Origin of the sequence: Streptomyces sp. NPDC058664 (genome assembly GCF_042716635.1) — a bacterium.
GTDB lineage: Bacteria > Actinomycetota > Actinomycetes > Streptomycetales > Streptomycetaceae > Streptomyces.
In genome coordinates this window covers 73,861-89,988 of record NZ_JBHXRW010000020.1, presented here as the reverse complement: position 1 = coordinate 89,988, position 16,128 = coordinate 73,861, and the positions used below count along the sequence as shown (strand labels likewise).

Annotated in this window: 15 protein-coding genes and 2 pseudogenes; 11 read left to right on the top strand and 6 right to left on the bottom strand. The window is 71.7% G+C overall.

All coding sequences use genetic code 11. From position 1 onward, the window contains the following. Positions 1–36 precede the first annotated feature (36 nt). Both ACFWUY_RS18305 and ACFWUY_RS18300 read right to left on the bottom strand, forming a co-directional pair. On the bottom strand, positions 37–855 hold the full coding sequence (locus ACFWUY_RS18305) for an SDR family NAD(P)-dependent oxidoreductase (protein ID WP_384108685.1): 819 nt from the start codon (positions 853–855) through the stop codon (positions 37–39). A gap of 127 nt (positions 856–982) precedes the next feature. Then, positions 983–1,915: an SDR family oxidoreductase gene (locus tag ACFWUY_RS18300; RefSeq protein WP_384108682.1), complete on the bottom strand. Its 933-nt coding sequence runs from the start codon at positions 1,913–1,915 to the stop codon at positions 983–985. A gap of 440 nt (positions 1,916–2,355) precedes the next feature. Here ACFWUY_RS18300 and ACFWUY_RS18295 point away from each other — a divergent pair, with 440 nt between their 5' ends. From ACFWUY_RS18295 to ACFWUY_RS18285, 3 genes are all read left to right on the top strand, one after another. Next, positions 2,356–2,526 (top strand): hypothetical protein, encoded by a 171-nt coding sequence (locus tag ACFWUY_RS18295; RefSeq protein WP_384108679.1) that lies wholly within the window; start codon positions 2,356–2,358, stop codon positions 2,524–2,526. Between the two features lie 265 nt (positions 2,527–2,791). Further along, entirely contained in the window at positions 2,792–4,369 is a 1,578-nt protein-coding gene (locus tag ACFWUY_RS18290; protein WP_384108676.1) for a hypothetical protein, read from the top strand. A gap of 35 nt (positions 4,370–4,404) precedes the next feature. After that, on the top strand, positions 4,405–4,617 hold the full coding sequence (locus ACFWUY_RS18285) for a hypothetical protein (protein ID WP_384108673.1): 213 nt from the start codon (positions 4,405–4,407) through the stop codon (positions 4,615–4,617). A 347-nt stretch (positions 4,618–4,964) separates the two neighbouring features. Here ACFWUY_RS18285 and ACFWUY_RS18280 read toward each other — a convergent pair. The 3 genes and pseudogenes from ACFWUY_RS18280 to dnaK all read right to left on the bottom strand — a co-directional run. Further along, a pseudogene (locus ACFWUY_RS18280) lies at positions 4,965–5,194 on the bottom strand (hypothetical protein); the annotation flags it as partial. Between the two features lie 294 nt (positions 5,195–5,488). After that, positions 5,489–6,442, bottom strand: a complete 954-nt coding sequence (locus ACFWUY_RS18275; RefSeq protein ID WP_384108670.1) for an NmrA/HSCARG family protein — start codon at positions 6,440–6,442, stop codon at positions 5,489–5,491. A gap of 63 nt (positions 6,443–6,505) precedes the next feature. Then, positions 6,506–8,365 carry a molecular chaperone DnaK gene (dnaK, locus tag ACFWUY_RS18270; RefSeq protein ID WP_384108667.1) on the bottom strand — a complete coding sequence of 620 codons (1,860 nt, stop codon included), beginning with the start codon at positions 8,363–8,365 and terminating at the stop codon, positions 6,506–6,508. A 266-nt stretch (positions 8,366–8,631) separates the two neighbouring features. On the opposite strand from dnaK, the gene ACFWUY_RS18265 reads away from it, so the two are divergent. The 8 genes and pseudogenes from ACFWUY_RS18265 to ACFWUY_RS18230 all read left to right on the top strand — a co-directional run bounded on the left by ACFWUY_RS18265 (position 8,632) and on the right by ACFWUY_RS18230 (position 15,106). Next, positions 8,632–8,823 carry a hypothetical protein gene (locus ACFWUY_RS18265; protein ID WP_384108663.1) on the top strand — a complete coding sequence of 64 codons (192 nt, stop codon included), beginning with the start codon at positions 8,632–8,634 and terminating at the stop codon, positions 8,821–8,823. A 707-nt stretch (positions 8,824–9,530) separates the two neighbouring features. Then, positions 9,531–9,941, top strand: coding sequence for a DUF2267 domain-containing protein (locus ACFWUY_RS18260; protein WP_384108660.1), 411 nt, complete (start codon positions 9,531–9,533; stop codon positions 9,939–9,941). 164 nt (positions 9,942–10,105) lie between these two features. Then, a complete protein-coding gene (locus tag ACFWUY_RS18255; RefSeq protein ID WP_384108657.1) occupies positions 10,106–10,768 on the top strand; it encodes a dienelactone hydrolase family protein in 663 nt (220 codons plus the stop codon). Positions 10,769–10,998: 230 nt separating this feature from the next. Continuing rightward, complete coding sequence (locus ACFWUY_RS18250; protein WP_384108654.1) at positions 10,999–11,418, top strand: CBS domain-containing protein; 420 nt, start codon at positions 10,999–11,001, stop codon at positions 11,416–11,418. 526 nt (positions 11,419–11,944) lie between these two features. Continuing rightward, positions 11,945–12,961 (top strand): endonuclease/exonuclease/phosphatase family protein, encoded by a 1,017-nt coding sequence (locus ACFWUY_RS18245; RefSeq protein ID WP_384108861.1) that lies wholly within the window; start codon positions 11,945–11,947, stop codon positions 12,959–12,961. A 218-nt stretch (positions 12,962–13,179) separates the two neighbouring features. Continuing rightward, the gene (locus tag ACFWUY_RS18240) at positions 13,180–13,920 is read left to right on the top strand and encodes a class I SAM-dependent DNA methyltransferase (RefSeq protein WP_384108651.1); all 741 of its coding nucleotides are present in this window, start codon (positions 13,180–13,182) and stop codon (positions 13,918–13,920) included. A gap of 279 nt (positions 13,921–14,199) precedes the next feature. Further along, positions 14,200–14,534 (top strand): annotated as a pseudogene (locus ACFWUY_RS18235) (glycosyltransferase family 2 protein); the annotation flags it as partial. A gap of 92 nt (positions 14,535–14,626) precedes the next feature. Further along, the gene (locus ACFWUY_RS18230) at positions 14,627–15,106 is read left to right on the top strand and encodes an HIT family protein (RefSeq protein WP_384108648.1); all 480 of its coding nucleotides are present in this window, start codon (positions 14,627–14,629) and stop codon (positions 15,104–15,106) included. A 143-nt stretch (positions 15,107–15,249) separates the two neighbouring features. Here the strand turns inward: ACFWUY_RS18230 and ACFWUY_RS18225 are convergent, their stop codons facing one another. Continuing rightward, positions 15,250–16,083 carry an NAD(P)H-binding protein gene (locus tag ACFWUY_RS18225; RefSeq protein ID WP_384108645.1) on the bottom strand — a complete coding sequence of 278 codons (834 nt, stop codon included), beginning with the start codon at positions 16,081–16,083 and terminating at the stop codon, positions 15,250–15,252. Positions 16,084–16,128: the final 45 nt, after the last annotated feature.

Genomic DNA, 16,128 nt, shown 5'->3' with positions numbered 1-16,128 from the left:
TGGAACGTGGCCGGTCATTTCGGCCGTGACTGCCGGTCAGACCCGCGGGGCGCGTGGCTCCAGCCGGAACTCGAAGCCGAGGGTGCCCGGGTCGAGCGCGGTCGCGCCGCCGTCGACGGTGAGCGTCGCGCCGTTCACGAACGAGGCGGCGGGCGACAGCAGCCAGGCGACGGCCTCCGCGACCTCGTGCGGCTCACCGGGCCGCCCGGCGGGCAGGACCCGGGTCACCTCCTCGTACGCCGCTTCCAGGCCGTTCCCTTCCAGGCCCGCCTCGTCGGCGAACCGGTTCATTCGGCGGTCGGCCATGTCGGTGCGCACCCAACTCGGGCACACGGTGTTGGCGCGCAGCCCCGCGCCCCCGTAGTCGACCGCGAGCGAGCGGCACAGCTGGAGCAGCGCGGCTTTGGAGGTGGCGTAGGCGGCGTTCCCGACGCCGTTGCGCAGGGCGGACACCGAGGCCACCGCGACCACCGCGCCGCGGGCGTCGAGCAGATGCGGGAGCGCGGCGCGCAGCAGCAGGAACGGACCGGTGAGGTTGGTCCGCATGACCTCGTCCCAGTCCTCCAGGGTCACCTCGCCCACCCCACCGCCCCGCCCGATGCCGGCGTTGAGCACCAGACCGTCGAGCCGCCCGTACGTGCCGACGACCGTCTCGACGAGCGAGGCCACGGCGGCGGGGTCCCCGATGTCCGACGGTACGGGCAGGGCGCCGATCTCCTCGGCGACCAGCTGCAGCGGCTCGGGGCGGCGCCCGGACACCGCCACCTTGTGGCCCGCCCGGGCCAACGACCGCGCGGTCGCGGCCCCGATACCCGTTCCGCCCCCGGTCACCAGGTACACGCGCTCGTCCGCCATGTCCGCCGTCTCTCCCGTGTCCCGTCCGCCGTCCCCGTCCCGGTGATCCTAGGCGCGCGCCGCTCCGGGGCCGGGCAGGCCACGTGCTGTCTGCACGCCCCCACCGCGGCATCCCCCCACCAGTCGCTCACTCCGGCGGGTGGGTGCGTAGCCACTCGGCCCAGGTGATGGTGCCCCGCTTGCCGTCGGGGCAGGTCAGGTCGTGGGCCGCCCGCTCGACCGCGGACGGTACCGGGATACGCAGCAGCTGTCGCTGCCTGCCGCGGATCTGCTGCCACGTCGCGAGGAGTTCGCCCAGCGTGAGCACCTCCGGCCCTCCGAAGTCCACGCACTGCCCGCCGGGACCTTCGGCGAGGCGTCCGACCAGGTGGCCCGCGAAGTCGCGCGAGTCCACCGGCTGGGTCCGCAGATCGGTGGGCAACGGCACCACGGGCAGCCGGGCCGCCTTGCCCAGCATCCGGTCGGTCAGCCAGTGGAACTGGGTGGCCCGGAGGATCGACCAAGGCACCTGCCCGGTGCGTACCAGCTCCTCGGCGGTGTGTTTGACGCGCATGTACGGGATACGGGCCCGGTCGACGCCGACGATGGACACGTAGGCGAAGTGGGCCACCTCGGCCCGGACAGCCGCGTCGAGCAGTCGGCGGGTCCCGTCGACATCGACCTCCGGCGGGCTGCGCCAGAAGTCGACGGGCAGGAGGAAACCGCGCCTGGCGGCGGGGGAGAGCGTTGCTGCGTGAACGACCACCTGGGCCCCGGACACCGCCGCCGTGATCCCCTCGCCGGTAGCGAGGTCTCCTCGGATCCACTCCACATCGGGATCCGATCCCGGTGAACGGGCGAGTACGCGCACCCGGTGCGACGGCTTCAGCCGCGCGACCACGCTCCGTCCCAGATGCCCCGTACCGCCCGTGACCAGAACGGTGTCCATCGGCAGCGCCTCCGGTTCGAGCACGGTGGCCCCCTGCTCCACTGTCTCACCACGGCGGCTCACCGGCATGTACAGCTCCCGCTCCCCGTCCGCCATCGAGCCGGTGACCCGGTCGGGCTGACTCCGTTTCACGAGAACGAGGGATCAATGCCGGGTCAGGCGCTGTCGGCGTGTTCGTCATGGTCCCCACCCGGCTCGTCGGGGTTGCGATTGGTCTCTTCGACCGGCCGACCACGCGGGGACTTCGTGGTCGTCCTCCAGGACGCCGGATGACGGGGCCGCCGGGTCCTGACAGATGGACGAGGGAACCGCGCGGCGTGCCTCAGCGCCCCCGACTCTCGGCCGCTGCTCTGCCTGCACGGTCTGTCGTCCGGAGACTTCACCCCCGCACCGGCTCGTCGCCCTGGTCCGGTCCGGCGCCCACTTCGAGCGTGACCGGCTCGTCGAACGGCCCGAGAAGATCGCCGCATGACCGATCCCCCTCTCGACGAAGAGCCCACCGCGCGCTCGCTCCGACCCGCCAGGAGGCCCCGGCCCTCGCCGCCGCCGTCGAGCAGGGTCTGGAGGGCGAGGTGCCGACATCGCTGGAGGACGTCCACACCCAGCAGCGCCAAGCCGCCGAAATAGTCCGTTCCACCGCGGTCCTGCGGGCCCGGGCCGAGCGGGCCGGACGGCCGACGACGGCCCCCACCCCCGCACCGCGCCAGGCCGGAGGAGTATTCCTGCGGCTGTGTGCGGCGTAGGGCCGGCATGGGACCGGCCGACCGGGTGCGCCCTGCGGACATGGCGGCCTCCGTGCCGACGGTGGCCTTCGCCGCGTTCCCTCCTCCCCTCGGACGCCAAGGGCGCCAAGGACGCCAACCATGGGGGTCGGTCCCGCCACGCCGTCTCACTCGTACGTGAGAAGCGTTCGTCCGAGTGCCCGCGTGACAGGGCCAGCACCTCGCGCACACCGGCGATGGGGGTCAGAGTGGCCGGAAACCGCCGTTCCCCGAGCAAGGCCGGGCCATGGACAAGACACGCTTCATCACCCCCGGCGCGCCGGACGCCCCCGTGCCGGACGAGGCGGGCGAGGTGCGCGAGCGCGGCTCCGCCGTCCGGGCCGTCGCCGAGGCGGCCGCGCGTCCGCTGCCTCTGCTGGCGGCCGTCGCCGCCGCCTTCGTCCTCATCCACCTCGTCCTGGTCGCGCCCGGTCTCGGACTCGGCTGGGACGAGACCGTGTACGTCAGCCAGGTGAGCCCGCAGGCGCCGGCGGCCTTCTTCAGCGCGCCCCGCGCCCGGGGCATCAGTCATCTCGTCGCTCCCGTCACGGCGCTGACCCCCTCGACTCCGGCGCTCCGCGGGTACCTGGCCGCGCTGGCCGGATGCGGTCTGTTCCTCGCGCTGTGGGTGTGGCGGCGGCTGCTGCCCGCTCCCGTGCTCGCCGTCGCCGGGGCGCTGTTCGCGAGCCTGTGGGTCACCCTGTTCTACGCCTCGCAGACGATGCCCAACCTCTGGGTCGCCTACGCGGCCCTCGCCGCGGTGGGCTGCTTCCTGCGGGCCGCGCGGGACACCGGGGACCACCGGGCGCTGATCGGCATGGGCGCCGCGGTGGCGTTCGCCGCGCTGATGCGGCCGACCGACGCGGTGTGGCTGGCACTGGCGCTCGCCGTGGCGGCCCTGGTGATGCGGGGGCCGTCGGGAACCCGCCGCCGGGCCCTGCTGGTCGTCGTGGCGGCAGCCGGCGTGGCCGTCGGCTGCGCCGAGTGGGTCGTCGAGGCGTACGTCCACTACGACGGCCTCACCGCCCGGCTGCGGCGCGCCAGCGAGATCCAGGGCCACCTGGGCTGGTACTTCTCCGTCGACGACCACGCGCGCGCCCTCGGCGGCCGTACGCTGTGCCGGCCCTGCGACGTGCCGTGGCGCTACCCCGCCGCGGCCCTCTGGTTCTTCGCGCTGCCCCTGCTGGTGGCGGGCGGCGTGTGGGCCGCCGTCCGGGCCGGTCTCCGTACTCCCGTCGTCCTGGCCACGGTGGTGGGAGCGGCGCTGGCGGCGCCGTACCTCTTCACCGTCGGGTACGCGGCACCCCGCTTCCTGCTGCCCGCGTACGCGCTCCTTGCCCTGCCCGTGGCGCAGTGCCTGATCCGGGCGTGGGGTCCCTGGCCGCGCCTGCGCCGCACCGCGACCGTTCTCGTCGCCGCGGCCGTGGCCGCCGCAGCCGTCGCCCATCTGGCGATCCAGTACCTCCTGGTCGACGGAGTGGCCGACCGGGTACGACGCGACACCGTCGAGCTCACCCGGATCGCCTCCGAGCTGCATGCCCGGGGCGTGCGCCCACCGTGTGTGATCAGCGGTGAGGAAGCGATCCGGATCGCGTTCCGGACCGGGTGCGCCTCGCGCCAGCCCGGTGGCCATGACGGCAGCATCACGCCGGGCGCCCTGGCGGCCATGGCGCTCCGGCAGCCGGTCGCCGTCCTGGTCCCGAAGGGGCAAAGCCCGCCCGCGTACGCCCATGAGTGGCGCTCCTTCCCGCTTCCTGACCTCGGTCGCCGGACGGGCTTGCGGGCGTACGTGTCCGGTGAGCGAGGAGGGCCGGCTCAGAGCTGATGTCATCTCAGGGGCACGTGGTCGCAGAGCGGGCGGTGACCCGGCAGAAGCCGGCCGGTCCGCACCTGCCGAGGAGCAGGAGGACCAGGTGGCGCTCCCTCGAGGAAGACCCCGGCCGGGGCCGGCTACCGCCGGGCACCGACATCCTCGCCGTCGAAGTCCTCCCCGAGCAGACCGATGGCCGCGGTATCTCCGTCGTCTACCGGCACGACGCCGTCCTGATGCCGTGGCTGATCGTCAGCCCCTGACCACCACCGCCGTCGACCAGTCCGTCACCACGCGCGCGACGCCGTGAAGGAGGAGAGGGTGAAGGAGGAGAGGGTCGGGGGAGAGCGGCTCCGTTGCGCCCGCGACAAGCAAGCCCCGATGCCTGAAGCAGGGCCGCGATCGGGTGCAGGCCGCCCGGGACCTGCTGCCCCGGGGGCCGGACCGCGTTCGGCGACAGGCTGCCGCCGAACGTGTCCCTCGCGGCCGTGGACGCGCTTGCCACCGGTCGGCCGCGGGAGCGGAGCATGCAGCAGCTCGTCGAGCACCGCGTGCCCCCACGCCGGAACGCCTACTGGGCCGAGCAGCTCCTTTCCGACTGGAAGGCACACAGGACGCGTTCGACGGTGATGCCGTGGTCGGCGAGGAAGGCGTTCGCGCGTTGCCGGAAGGCGATGGCGGTGTGCTGGCGTTCGTCGGGCAGGCCGCGGACCGGGCCGATCCGTGCCGGGCCGAGTTCGCGTTCGGTCCGCAGCCGGCAGACCCGGCTCTCGACCGCCGGCGACGTGCGGTGCGGGGCCGGCTGGGACGGTCGGCGAGACCCGTGTCGCCCTCGGTCCGCCTGCCCGACGAACGGTCAGCCGGGCATGACGGTGGGACACGAAGACCTCCGTGTGCGGTGTGGAGCCTGGACACCTCCACCACACCGGAGGTCTTCGCCATGATCCAGACCAGGCAGCGTCGACGACGCTCGTGATCAGTGCACCTGGAACGAGGTTCGTGGCCGGTGGAGGCGTACGGGGCTGCAGGCCGGTTCGAGCAGGCCCTGGTGGAGATCGGTGCGTCGTTCGCGGCGGGTGCGGGGACCTTGCGCGGGTGCCTTGGGTGTGAGGAGTTCCGTCGTACGGTCCCCGGTCATGCCCAGGCGGTGCGGAGTTCGTCGTGGTGGGCGGCGAGCCAGGTGGTGAAGTCCTGGAGGGCGGGGTTGAGGTCGCGTACGGCGGTGACGTCCCGGGCCGCGGTGAAGCGCTGCTCGCATTCCGCGTAGTACTGGAACATGTTTCCCGACTCGTCGGCGCCGGGGAAACCCTGCGCTCGCCATTCGTCCGGTGTGAGGGGCCGGTACCGCACCGGCTCGTCGAGCGCGTCCGTGAGCGCGGTGGCCATGTCGGCGACCTTGAGGTGCTCACCCGCGATGCTGATCGTGGCGGCGATGAAGTCGGGGCCGCGGCGCAGGACGGCCAGCGCGGTTTTGCCCACGTCGTCCACGGCGAGTCCGGCGAGCCGGCTCTCGCCCATCGGGAAGGTCAGTCGGAGGACCCCGTCCGGGCCGCGCTGCGGGGCGAAGGTCCCGAGGAGGTTCTCCCAGAAGAACGTGGTGCGCAGGAACGTGGTCGGGACGCCTTCGTCGAGGAAGTGCCGGTCCGCTTCCGCCTTCGCGTCGAAGTGGGACACCTTGTAGTGCTCCTGGAGTGTGGGCATGCGGTCGTCGTCGAGCGGGACGCATTCCCGTGTGTCCTCCAGCGTGGACCAGACCGCGTGCTGCACGCCCGCGTGGGAGGCGGCCCGCGCGAGCGCCCCGGCCTGGGCCTTCTCCCGCTCCCCGGACAGGTGCTCCCAGAAGTTGGTGACGAGGAAGGCGCCGTACGCGTGCTCGAAGGCCGGTGCGAGGCTCGCCTCGTCGTCCATGTCGGCCTGTACGACGTCGGCGCCCAGTCGCTTCAGTTCCTGTGCCCTGTCCGAGTTCGGGTTCCGGGTGACGGCGCGGATCGTGAAGGCCGGTTCCCGTTCGGCCAGGGCCGCCCTGACGAGGCCGCCACCCTGGCGGCCGGTGGCCCCGAACACCGTGATGATCTTCTTGTCGGTCATGGCTGCATCGCCTCGCACCTCGGACTTGCCGTTGAACTGCCTCTATCCGGCTTGGCGTTGGTCCTACCTGCCCTCGCCTTCCCGCTTGTCCTCGTCGACGATCTCGGCGTCGACGATGTCCTCATCGCCGCGTCCCTCGCCGCCGGCGGTGGGACCAGCCCCGGCCTGGGGCTCCTGAGACCGGGCGTACATCGCCGTGCCGATCTTCTGAGCGGCCGCGTTCAGCCGCTCGACGGCGGTGCGGATCCCGGCGGTGTCCTCGCCCTTGAGCTTCTCCTTCAGCTCGGCGAGCACGGTCCCGACCTCGGATCCGACGTCACCGGGGATCTTGTCCTCGTTGTCCCGCAGCAGCTTCTCGGTCTGGTAGGCGAGCTGCTCGCCCTGGTTGCGGGTCTCCGCCGCCTCCTTCCGGGCACGGTCCTCCTCCGCGTGCCGTTCCGCCTCGCGGATCATCTGTTCGATGTCGTCCTTCGGCAGCGAGGAGCCGCCGGTGACGGTCATCTTCTGCTCCTTGCCCGTGCCCAGGTCCTTCGCGGTCACGTGCATGATGCCGTTGGCGTCGATGTCGAAGGCGACCTCGATCTGCGGGACGCCACGCGGGGCCGGCGGCAGACCGGTCAGCTCGAACATGCCGAGCTTCTTGTTGTACGCCGCGATCTCGCGCTCGCCCTGGTAGACCTGCACCGTCACCGAGGGCTGGTTGTCCTCCGCGGTGGTGAAGACCTCCGAACGGCGCGTGGGGATCGTGGTGTTGCGCTCGATGAGCTTGGTCATGATCCCTCCCTTGGTCTCGATGCCGAGGGACAGCGGGGTCACGTCGAGGAGCAGGACGTCCTTGACCTCACCCTTGAGGACACCGGCCTGGAGCGCGGCGCCGATGGCGACGACCTCGTCCGGGTTGACGCCCTTGTGCGGGTCCTTGCCGGTGAGGGACTTGACCAGGTCCGTCACGGCCGGCATCCGGGTGGAGCCGCCGACCAGGATGACGTGGTCGATGTCCGCGACCTTGACCCCTGCGTCGTTCACCGCCTGGTGGAAGGGGGTCCTGCAGCGCTCGAGGAGGTCTTCCGTCATCTTCTCGAACTGTGCCCGGCTGAGCTTCTCCTCCAGGTGCAGCGGGCCTTCTGCGGAGGCCGTGATGTAGGGCAGGTTGATCGTCGTCTCCGAGGCCGAGGACAGTTCGATCTTCGCCTTCTCGGCCGCCTCGCGCAGCCGCTGCACCGCCATCCTGTCCTTCGACAGATCGATGCCGTACCCGTTCTTGAACCGGGTGGCCAGATGGTCCGCGACCCGCTGGTCCCAGTCGTCACCACCGAGATGCGTGTCCCCGTTGGTGGCCTTCACCTCGACCACGCCCTCGCCGATCTCGAGCAGGGACACGTCGAAGGTGCCGCCACCGAGGTCGAAGACGAGGATCGTCTGGTCGCTCTCCTTGTCCAGGCCGTACGCCAACGCGGCGGCGGTCGGCTCGTTCACGATGCGCAGCACCTTGAGCCCGGCGATCTCACCGGCCTCCTTCGTGGCCGTGCGCTGGGAGTCGTTGAAGTACGCGGGGACGGTGACCACCGCGTCCGTGACGTCCTCGCCCAGGTACGCCTCGGCGTCCCGCTTCAGTTTCTGGAGCACCCGGGCCGAGATCTCCTGCGCGGTGTAGCGCCGGCCGTCGACGTGGCCGTCGGCGGGGAACCGCCACTCCGTCTCGCCCATGTGCCGCTTGACCGACCGGGCGGTCCGGTCCACGTTGGTCACCGCCTGCCGCTTGGCCAGTTCGCCGACGAGAACCTCACCGCCCTTGGCGAAGGCGACCACGGACGGTGTGGTCCGCGCACCCTCCGCGTTCGCGATGACGGTCGGCTCGCCGCCTTCCAGCACAGCCACCACCGAATTCGTCGTTCCCAGGTCGATACCCACCGACCGAGCCATGTCGGCCTCCCAACATCGGCCAGGACACACCGCACCCCGGCGTTCCCACAGCCCGGCGCCTTCCCCACGGGGGAGCGGGCATGCCCTCTCGGCCCATGATCGTGGTCATGTCGTGCCGACGACATGGCGGACAGGAGCACCGGGGACGAAGACGTCGGCGCCGCGAAGGGACCAGGCCGCACCCACAGGGCAACCGGCCGCCCGCCGGAGCGATGACGGAGCCGTCGGCGGGTACGGGCGGGGGGAGGAACGAAGGTGGTGCGCTCATGACCGTGCCGGAGGAGAGCCGGCACAGGACAGACGCGGTGGACGAGGCGGTGACCGGCCCCGGAAGGACCTCGCCCGCGGAACGGAAGAACCAGGGAGAGCCAGGCAAGAAGGACCAGTCCGCAGAGCCCGGATCCCCGATGCGGGAAGCTCCGCTCGGGGACACCGATCCGGACGGCTCGCAGGAGTAGCGAATCGGCGCCCGACAGCCTCCGCTCGCGGGCCGACCACCGCCCGGAGGCTGTCGTAGGGCGCGGGAGGCGCGGGAAGGAGGAACCGCGATGGTGCGCGAGAAGAGGGAAGGAGACGAGGACCAGCGGCGTGCGGCGGCCGAGGAAGCCCGTCGCGCCGGCGAGTCGCCCAGCCACTCGGCGCGACGACCGGAGTGTCGAAGCAGCGCGGGCACCAGCCGGATCGCAGCACCCTCACGCACGAGGAGAAGACGAGCACCCGGGAGGCCGACAAGCAGCGCCACGCGGGGACCACGCCGCCGCGCACCGGTGGCGCGGCGACGGCCGAACCAGGCGGCCGGCCGTCCTTCGCGGGCCGTGGCCGGTCCGGCTGCACCGCCGCCCACGAGCAGCTCCTCCGAGCGGTGACCCGGATGCAGAGCGACCGGGGCGCCGGCGGCCACCCGGACGACGTGGCACGGGCCGCCGGGCTTTCCACGAGCGAGACACGGACGCTCCTGCACGATCTGTCGAGCGTCCACGGCCTGGTCAGCGCGGTGGGCGGAGGTGACACCCCGACCTGGGGCCGCGCTACGAGGCCAAGCCGGGCCGGTAGGACCGGCGAGTCACCGCGGTCGGTTCCGCCACGCCGCACCCGGACGCACGAACCTGCGGCCCCTCGCGGAACCGACCGCCCCGCACGCCGACAACCACCAGGGGAGAACGTCATGGATCACGACCACCTGATCGGCCAGGTGCAGGCCCGCGCCCGTCTGGGCAGCCGCGGCGAGGCCGAGACCGCCACCAGGGCCACCCTGGAGACGATCGCCGAACGCATTCCGGCAGGGCTCGCCGACAACCTGGCCGCCCGGCTGCCGACGGGGGACGGCGAGCACCTGCGCAGGGTCACCACCGCCCCCGACCGGCCGACCACCGGAGTGAGGATGGAGGCGGACGAGTTCTACGACCGTGTCGCACAGCGAGCGGGTGAGGACCCCCGGAAAGCCGCGCAGGAGGCGCGCTGTGTGAGGGAAGTCGTCGGCGAGGCCGTCGAAGGCCGGATGACGGACAAGCTCCGCGAGTCCGTCGGACCCGAGCTGTCCCGGACACTGTTCGCAGGCAGCGCCGGCACCGCCTGAGCTCTCTTACGCCCTTGCCCGGTCGCCACGGCATCCGCAGGGACAGCCCCCGGAGCCGCGCGACTTCACCCGGTCGGCCTCGCCGGAAACATCGGCGAATCCGCCGCGGGTGCGGATTCGCCCTCCCGCCCAACAAGCCGAGCAACAGGGGAGATGACCTCGAAATGATCTCCAGGATGGTGACGGTTCCCGCGGACGGCACGGCACTCACCGGCGATCTGGTGGTTCCGGGACCCGTTCGGGCCGTGGTGCTGTTCGCCCACGGCAGCGGCAGTTCACGGCACAGTCCGCGCAACCGCGCGGTCGCCGCCTCCCTGCACCACGCGGGGCTCGGCACCTTGCTGCTGGACCTGCTGACCGAACGGGAGGAACGCGAGGACGCGCTGACGGTCGAGCACCGCTTCGACATCCCGTTGCTCGCCAGGCGCCTGACCGCCGCGATCGACTGGCTCGGGGAACAGCCGGACACGAGCGGAGCACCGGTGGGACTCTTCGGCGCCGACACGGGCGCGGCAGCGGCCCTGGTGACCGCCGCCGAGCGGCCCGAACGGGTGTCCGCGGTGGTGAGCCGGGGCGGACGGCCCGATCTGGCGGGCGACGCGCTGGAACGGGTGCGCGTACCGGTCCTGCTCATCGTCGGCGGCAACGACGGCACGGTGTTGCGGCTCAATCAGGAGGCCGCCGAGCGGCTGTCCGCGCCGCACAAGATCCACGTGGTGAAGGGCGCCAGGCGCCTGTTCGAGGAACCGGACGCACTGCAGCAGGTGATCGAAGCCGCTCGTGACTGGTTCGTACCGTCGATGGCGACCGAAGCGCCGACGGCCTGAGAGCAGGGCACCGGTCAGGAAGGAGAACCCGTCGGAGCACCGGCCGGGGGCCGGGGTGACGTTCTCGGCCTACGGCTCTGGCCCCTATGGCTCCTACGGCTCCTACGGCCCGGGACCGATAGCGGCCGAACGAGCCGTGGGGCCTGACCGTGTTTTGTCGGCGGTGCGACGGGCAGGCGCGCTGACAAGCCTTGTATCGCCCGACCCTCACTGTCGGAGATGAAGCAGCCATGACTCAGAAGATCCGCGACATCATGACCGAGAGCCTGGTCACCGTCGGTCAGGAGACCACTGTCCACGACACGGCGATCCGGATGCGCGACGAGAACATCGGCAACGTCCTGGTCATGGACGACGGCCGGCTGCGCGGTCTCGTCACCGACCGCGACCTGGTCGTCCGGGCGCTCGCCGAGGGCAAGGACCCCGACCGGTGCACCGTGGGCGAGGTGTGCAGCGGCGACCTCGTCACTGTCGGTCCCGACGAGGACGTGGGCCGAGCGGTGGAGCTCATGCGCGACCACGCCCTGCGCCGCCTGCCCGTGATGGCCGAGGACCGTCCGGTGGGCATCGTCTCGCTCGGCGACCTCGCCATCGAACGCGATGAGGACTCGGCCCTCGCCGACATCAGTGTGGCCAAACCCCACACCTGAACCGTCCGACCCGGAAGTACGTGATCCTCATGCAGCACGACGCCTTCATCGGTTAGGTCCAGAACCGTGCCCGCCTCGCCGGCCGTGGTGAGGCCGAGACGGCCGCCCGCGCCGGCCTGGAGGCGGGCACCCCATTCGTTCCCGACCTCCCCCACGGCGGGCATCCAGGGTGGCCGCGTCCTCCACGCGGACGGCGCCCGGCGGCAGAGCCGCATGGGCGGCCGACCGGGAGGGGCGATCTCCGGCGATCTCCTCGGTGCGAGCGGCTCGGCGTGACAGCCTCCCCGAGCCGGAACGGTGCGGTGCGAGGCCGACGCTTCGACGGTCTCCCGCATCCGCCCCCCGCCTTGCGGCCAGGCCACCGCTTCGTGAGGCAGGGGCGGCCCAGGATCCGTGCCGGAACGTTCCACGGGAACATGGCACGAGCCGACGGAAGCGGAAACCGATTCACCTGGTGACTCGTCCTGGAGAACGAGGCCGAGCGGATGGGAAACGGGTGGAGCAGGCGGACAGCGGTGCGACGTCGATGGCGAAGGCGGCGATGCCCCGGTGGGCACGACGCCGGGCCGCACAGTGGGTTCCCGGTGCGGGTGGGAGAGGCGACGCGGGGGGCCGATCGGTAGGGACGAGGGGGCGGGTCCCCGCCGCATTCGCCGTGCTGACGGCCGGACTGCTGGCGTTCCACCGGGCGCTGCCCAACTCCGTGGGCCGCCTCGGCAGTCTGCTGGAAGCGTTCCTGCCTTGGCTCGGCCTGGCTGTCGTGGTCCTGTTCGGCCTGGCCCTGCTGCGCCGTTCGGCCATCGCGCTGGTGGCCCTGCTGCTGCCGACGGCGGTCTGGACGTACCTCTTCAGCGGGCTGCTCCTGCCTGGTGGAAAGCCCGGCGCGCACGACCTGCTCGTGGTGCAGCACAACGTCAGCGACGAGAACCCCGACCCCGCGGGCACGGCCCTCGCCCTGGCTGACGCCGGGCCCGATCTCATCGCGCTGCAGGAGCTGGTGCCCCGCGCGCTGCCGGTCTACGAGAAGACTCTCGCCCCCTCCCACCCGTACCACGTGGTCCGGGGCACCGTCGGGCTGTGGTCGAAGCATCCGCTGACCGGTGCCCGGCTGCTGGACGTCAAACCGCGGGGACTCGCCGGGCCCTGGAGTCGCGGGCTGCGGGCCGTGGCCCACACGCCGCGTGGCGAGATCGCCGTGTACGTCGCGCATCTGCCCTCGGTCCGCGTCCGGGCGAGCGGCCTCGCATCCTCCTGGCGCGACGAGAGCGCCGGCCTGCTGGGCAAGGCCGTCGAGGCTGAGAAGGTGAAGACGGTGATCCTGTTGGGCGACCTCAACGGCACCGTCGACGACCGCGGGCTGGCCCCGCTGACCTCACGGATGAACGTGGCGGAGCGGGGCTTCGCCTTCAGTTTCCCCGCCGTCTTCCCGCTGGCCCGGATCGACCAGGTCATGGCCCGCTCGGCAACCGTCGGCCACATCCGCACGCTGCCCGCCACCGGCAGCGATCATCTGCCGGTCGTCGGCAGGATCACACCGCACTGAGGGAACGGGCCCGGTGACAACCACCCTGCCTACGGCGGCGATGTCGGGACGGTCGGGTCCGGTGCCGCGTATCGCGGTCTGGCCGGGCACCGGATCAGAAGCGCCCACTTCGGCCGAAGCCGTGGAAAGCCGACGACGAGTGTGGGCGGTGCACGCGGCGCCGAGGGGAACGTAAATGCGTCGACAGCGCCCCTCGGCACCCGGCAAAGTGGCCGTCCGTGACGAGCAGTGAGCTGTGGACCCGCGCGACCGCCGACCGCTACGACGCCGAGGAGACCGAAGCGTTCTCGGCTGCCGTTCTCGAACCGACTCTCACCTTCCTCGCCGAGCTCGCCGGAGACGGCCGGGCACTGGAGTTCGCCATCGGAACCGGACGAGTGGGAGTCCCGCTCCGGGAACGCGGCGTGCCGGTAGTGGGCATCGAACTGTCCGAGCACATGGCCGCGGTGCTGCGGCGCAAGATCGACGAGGACACCCTCCCGGTAGTCATCGGGGACATGGCCACCACCGTCGTTCCCGGCGGGTTCACCCTGGTCTACCTCGTCTACAACACCATCACGAACCTGCTCACGCAGAACGAGCAGGTCGAGTGCTTCCGCAACGCCGCACGGCATCTGGAGCCCGGCGGCCGATTCGTCATCGAGCTGGGCGTGCCGCCGCTGCGGTTCCTGCCGCCCGGCCAGGTCGCGGTGCCGTTCGACGTCTCCGAGCAGCATCTCGGCTTCGACACCTTCGACCTGGTCGAGCAGATCCTCGTCTCGCACCACTTCACCCGTGACGGCGACGACGGGCGCTACCGCCGCGAAAACTCCCGGCACCGGTACGCCTGGCCGGCGGAGCTCGACCTGATGGCACGGATCGCCGGGCTCGAGCTGGAACGTCGTGTCGCGGACTGGGACGGGTCTCCGTTCACCCAGGACTCCGCGAAGCACGTCTCCGTGTGGCGCAAGCCGGCCTGAGGCCGGCCACCGGGCCGTCAACGTTGGCCGTGCCTGTCTTGAAACTCCTACCGGAAGTTCAGGCGTCGCCGGCAGACCAGTGCGCCCCCGAGGGCGCGGAAGGCTTCGTGGACGTCGTCGCGCCTCTCCCGCGGATCCGCAGGCGGCGGAACCAGTGCAGGTGGGCGAATGCTCGCTCCACCACCCAGCGTTGCGTGCCCAGCCCGGGCGGTCACGACGGTTCGTGCGGAGGTGACCCGACCCGATGCTGTACGCACGACCTCCCGGAGGCCCCCGCACGTGAGCGCCGAGGCCCGCACCACCGTCGTACTGATCACTCACAACCGCCGTGACCAGCTGTTGCACACGCTCGACCTACTCACCGCGCTCCCCGAGGTGCCACCGGTGACCGTCGTCGACAAAGCGTTGACCGACGGCACGCCGGAAGCGGTCGCCGCGTACCACCCGCAGGCCATCGTGCCGACCCCCGGCAGCAACCTCGGAGCACCCGGCCGCACCCTGGGCGCACGTCAGGCCCGCTCCCCGTACGTGGCCTTCAGTGATGACGACTCCTGGTGGGAACCGGGCTCGCTCAGCCCCGCGCGGCGGACCTCCTGGACCGGCACGAACGGCTCGGGCTTTTCCGAACTGACGAAGTGCCGGTCGGGCGCGGTGCTCCGAGGCGCTGGCCGAGGGTCGGGCCGTCGCGATCGGATAGGTTCTGGCCATGGTCGAAGACTGGCGGACGGACCGGATCGGAAGTGCTCTGCGAGGTGAGAACCCGGCCGTGCTGCGGCGGCTGGATGCAGGATTCGCGGTGATCGGTGATGTGCAGTTCCTGCCTGGCTATTCGGTGCTCCTGGTGGACGACCCGAAGGTGGAGAGACTGTCGGATCTGCCCAAGGCCAGGCGGCTGTCGTTCCTCTCCGACATGGACCAGCTCGGTGAGGCGGTTGAGCGGGTGTCCCGTCGCACGGACGCAACCTTCCGGCGGGTCAATCTGGAGATCCTGGGCAACACCGATGGGTTCCTGCATGCGCACGTATGGCCGCGTTTCGGGTGGGAGCCGGCCGACTTGGTCGGCATGCCGGTGTGGCTCTATCCCCGCGACAGATGGACCGATGAGCAGTTCGCACTCGGTCCCCGGCATGCCCCGCTGCGCAAGGCGATCGTGGACGAGTTGGCCCGTCTGCGCTCGGCGCGCTGACGGCGGGCCGACGCGGGAGAGCTTGGTGCGGGCGGCTTCGAGGCCGATCCGAAGTCGCTGGACCTCGCCGAGCCGGCCGTTGGCGCGGGCCTCCTCGATGCGGTCACCGAGGTTGCGGACGAACGTGCTCGGGTCCAGGCGGTTCAGCGGAAGGCGTGGGCGTTCTCCGAGGCCCACTGCCGGAACGGGCGGGCCGGCGTTCCGGTGATCCGGGAAACCGTGTCGCGCACCATCTTCAGCTCGTGGTTCACGTCTCCGCCCGTGACGTCGAGCACCGCGTCCGCGGCCTCGGGCCCGAAGACCGCGGCCATCCGTGCGTGGGCCTGCCGGCGGCTGATCTCGACGAAGGGAACCTCCCGGCCCAGTACTGCCGCGATGGCCTCGACCTGCTGTCGGGCGGTCACCGGCTCCGGCCCGGTCAGGGCGTACGTGCGTCCGTGGTGGCCGGGCTCGGCCAGTGCCACGCGTGCCACCGATGCGATGTCCGCGGGGTGGACGGTCGGCAGCGCGGTCTCGGCGTACGGCGCGCGGACGGTCTCGCGGCCACGGATGGACGCGGCCCACGTCAGGGCGTTCGACGCGAACTGCGTCGGCCGCAGGATCGTCCAGGCCGTGCCGGTTTCCTTGAGCAGTTGCTCCACCGCCAGGTTCTCGCCGGCGGGGCCGAGGTGCGGGTGGGTCTGGACGGTGATGGACGACACCGGCACGACGTGCTCCACGCCCGCCTGCCGGGCGGCTTCGAGGATGTCGGCGTCCGGTCCCAGACGCGACACGAGGAACAGCGAGCGCACCCCCTTCAGCGCGGGCCGCAACGACACCGGCTCCGCGAAGTCGCCCTCCACGGCCTCGACCCCGTGGGGGAAGACGGCCCGTGCGGCATCACGGGTGAGCCCTCTCAGAGGCCCGACACCGCGTGCGTGCAGCTCCTTCAGCAGGGCACTGCCTGTGTTTCCGGTGGCTCCGGTCACGAGGATCACGAGCGTGTCTCCCGTCGCCAGATGATCACGTAGGCGACACGCTAA

Excerpts from the sequence above, each read along its gene's own strand:
- ACFWUY_RS18290 (WP_384108676.1), top strand. The coding sequence starts at position 2,792 with ATGGACAAGACACGCTTCATCACCCCCGGCGCGCCGGACGCCCCCGTG.
- ACFWUY_RS18250 (WP_384108654.1), top strand. The coding sequence starts at position 10,999 with ATGACTCAGAAGATCCGCGACATCATGACCGAGAGCCTGGTCACCGTC.
- ACFWUY_RS18265 (WP_384108663.1), top strand. The coding sequence starts at position 8,632 with ATGACCGTGCCGGAGGAGAGCCGGCACAGGACAGACGCGGTGGACGAG.
- ACFWUY_RS18305 (WP_384108685.1), bottom strand. The coding sequence starts at position 855 with ATGGCGGACGAGCGCGTGTACCTGGTGACCGGGGGCGGAACGGGTATC.
- dnaK (WP_384108667.1), bottom strand. The coding sequence starts at position 8,365 with ATGGCTCGGTCGGTGGGTATCGACCTGGGAACGACGAATTCGGTGGTG.
- ACFWUY_RS18230 (WP_384108648.1), top strand. The coding sequence starts at position 14,627 with ATGGTCGAAGACTGGCGGACGGACCGGATCGGAAGTGCTCTGCGAGGT.
- ACFWUY_RS18255 (WP_384108657.1), top strand. The coding sequence starts at position 10,106 with ATGATCTCCAGGATGGTGACGGTTCCCGCGGACGGCACGGCACTCACC.
- ACFWUY_RS18260 (WP_384108660.1), top strand. The coding sequence starts at position 9,531 with ATGGATCACGACCACCTGATCGGCCAGGTGCAGGCCCGCGCCCGTCTG.
- ACFWUY_RS18275 (WP_384108670.1), bottom strand. The coding sequence starts at position 6,442 with ATGACCGACAAGAAGATCATCACGGTGTTCGGGGCCACCGGCCGCCAG.
- ACFWUY_RS18245 (WP_384108861.1), top strand. The coding sequence starts at position 11,945 with ATGGCGAAGGCGGCGATGCCCCGGTGGGCACGACGCCGGGCCGCACAG.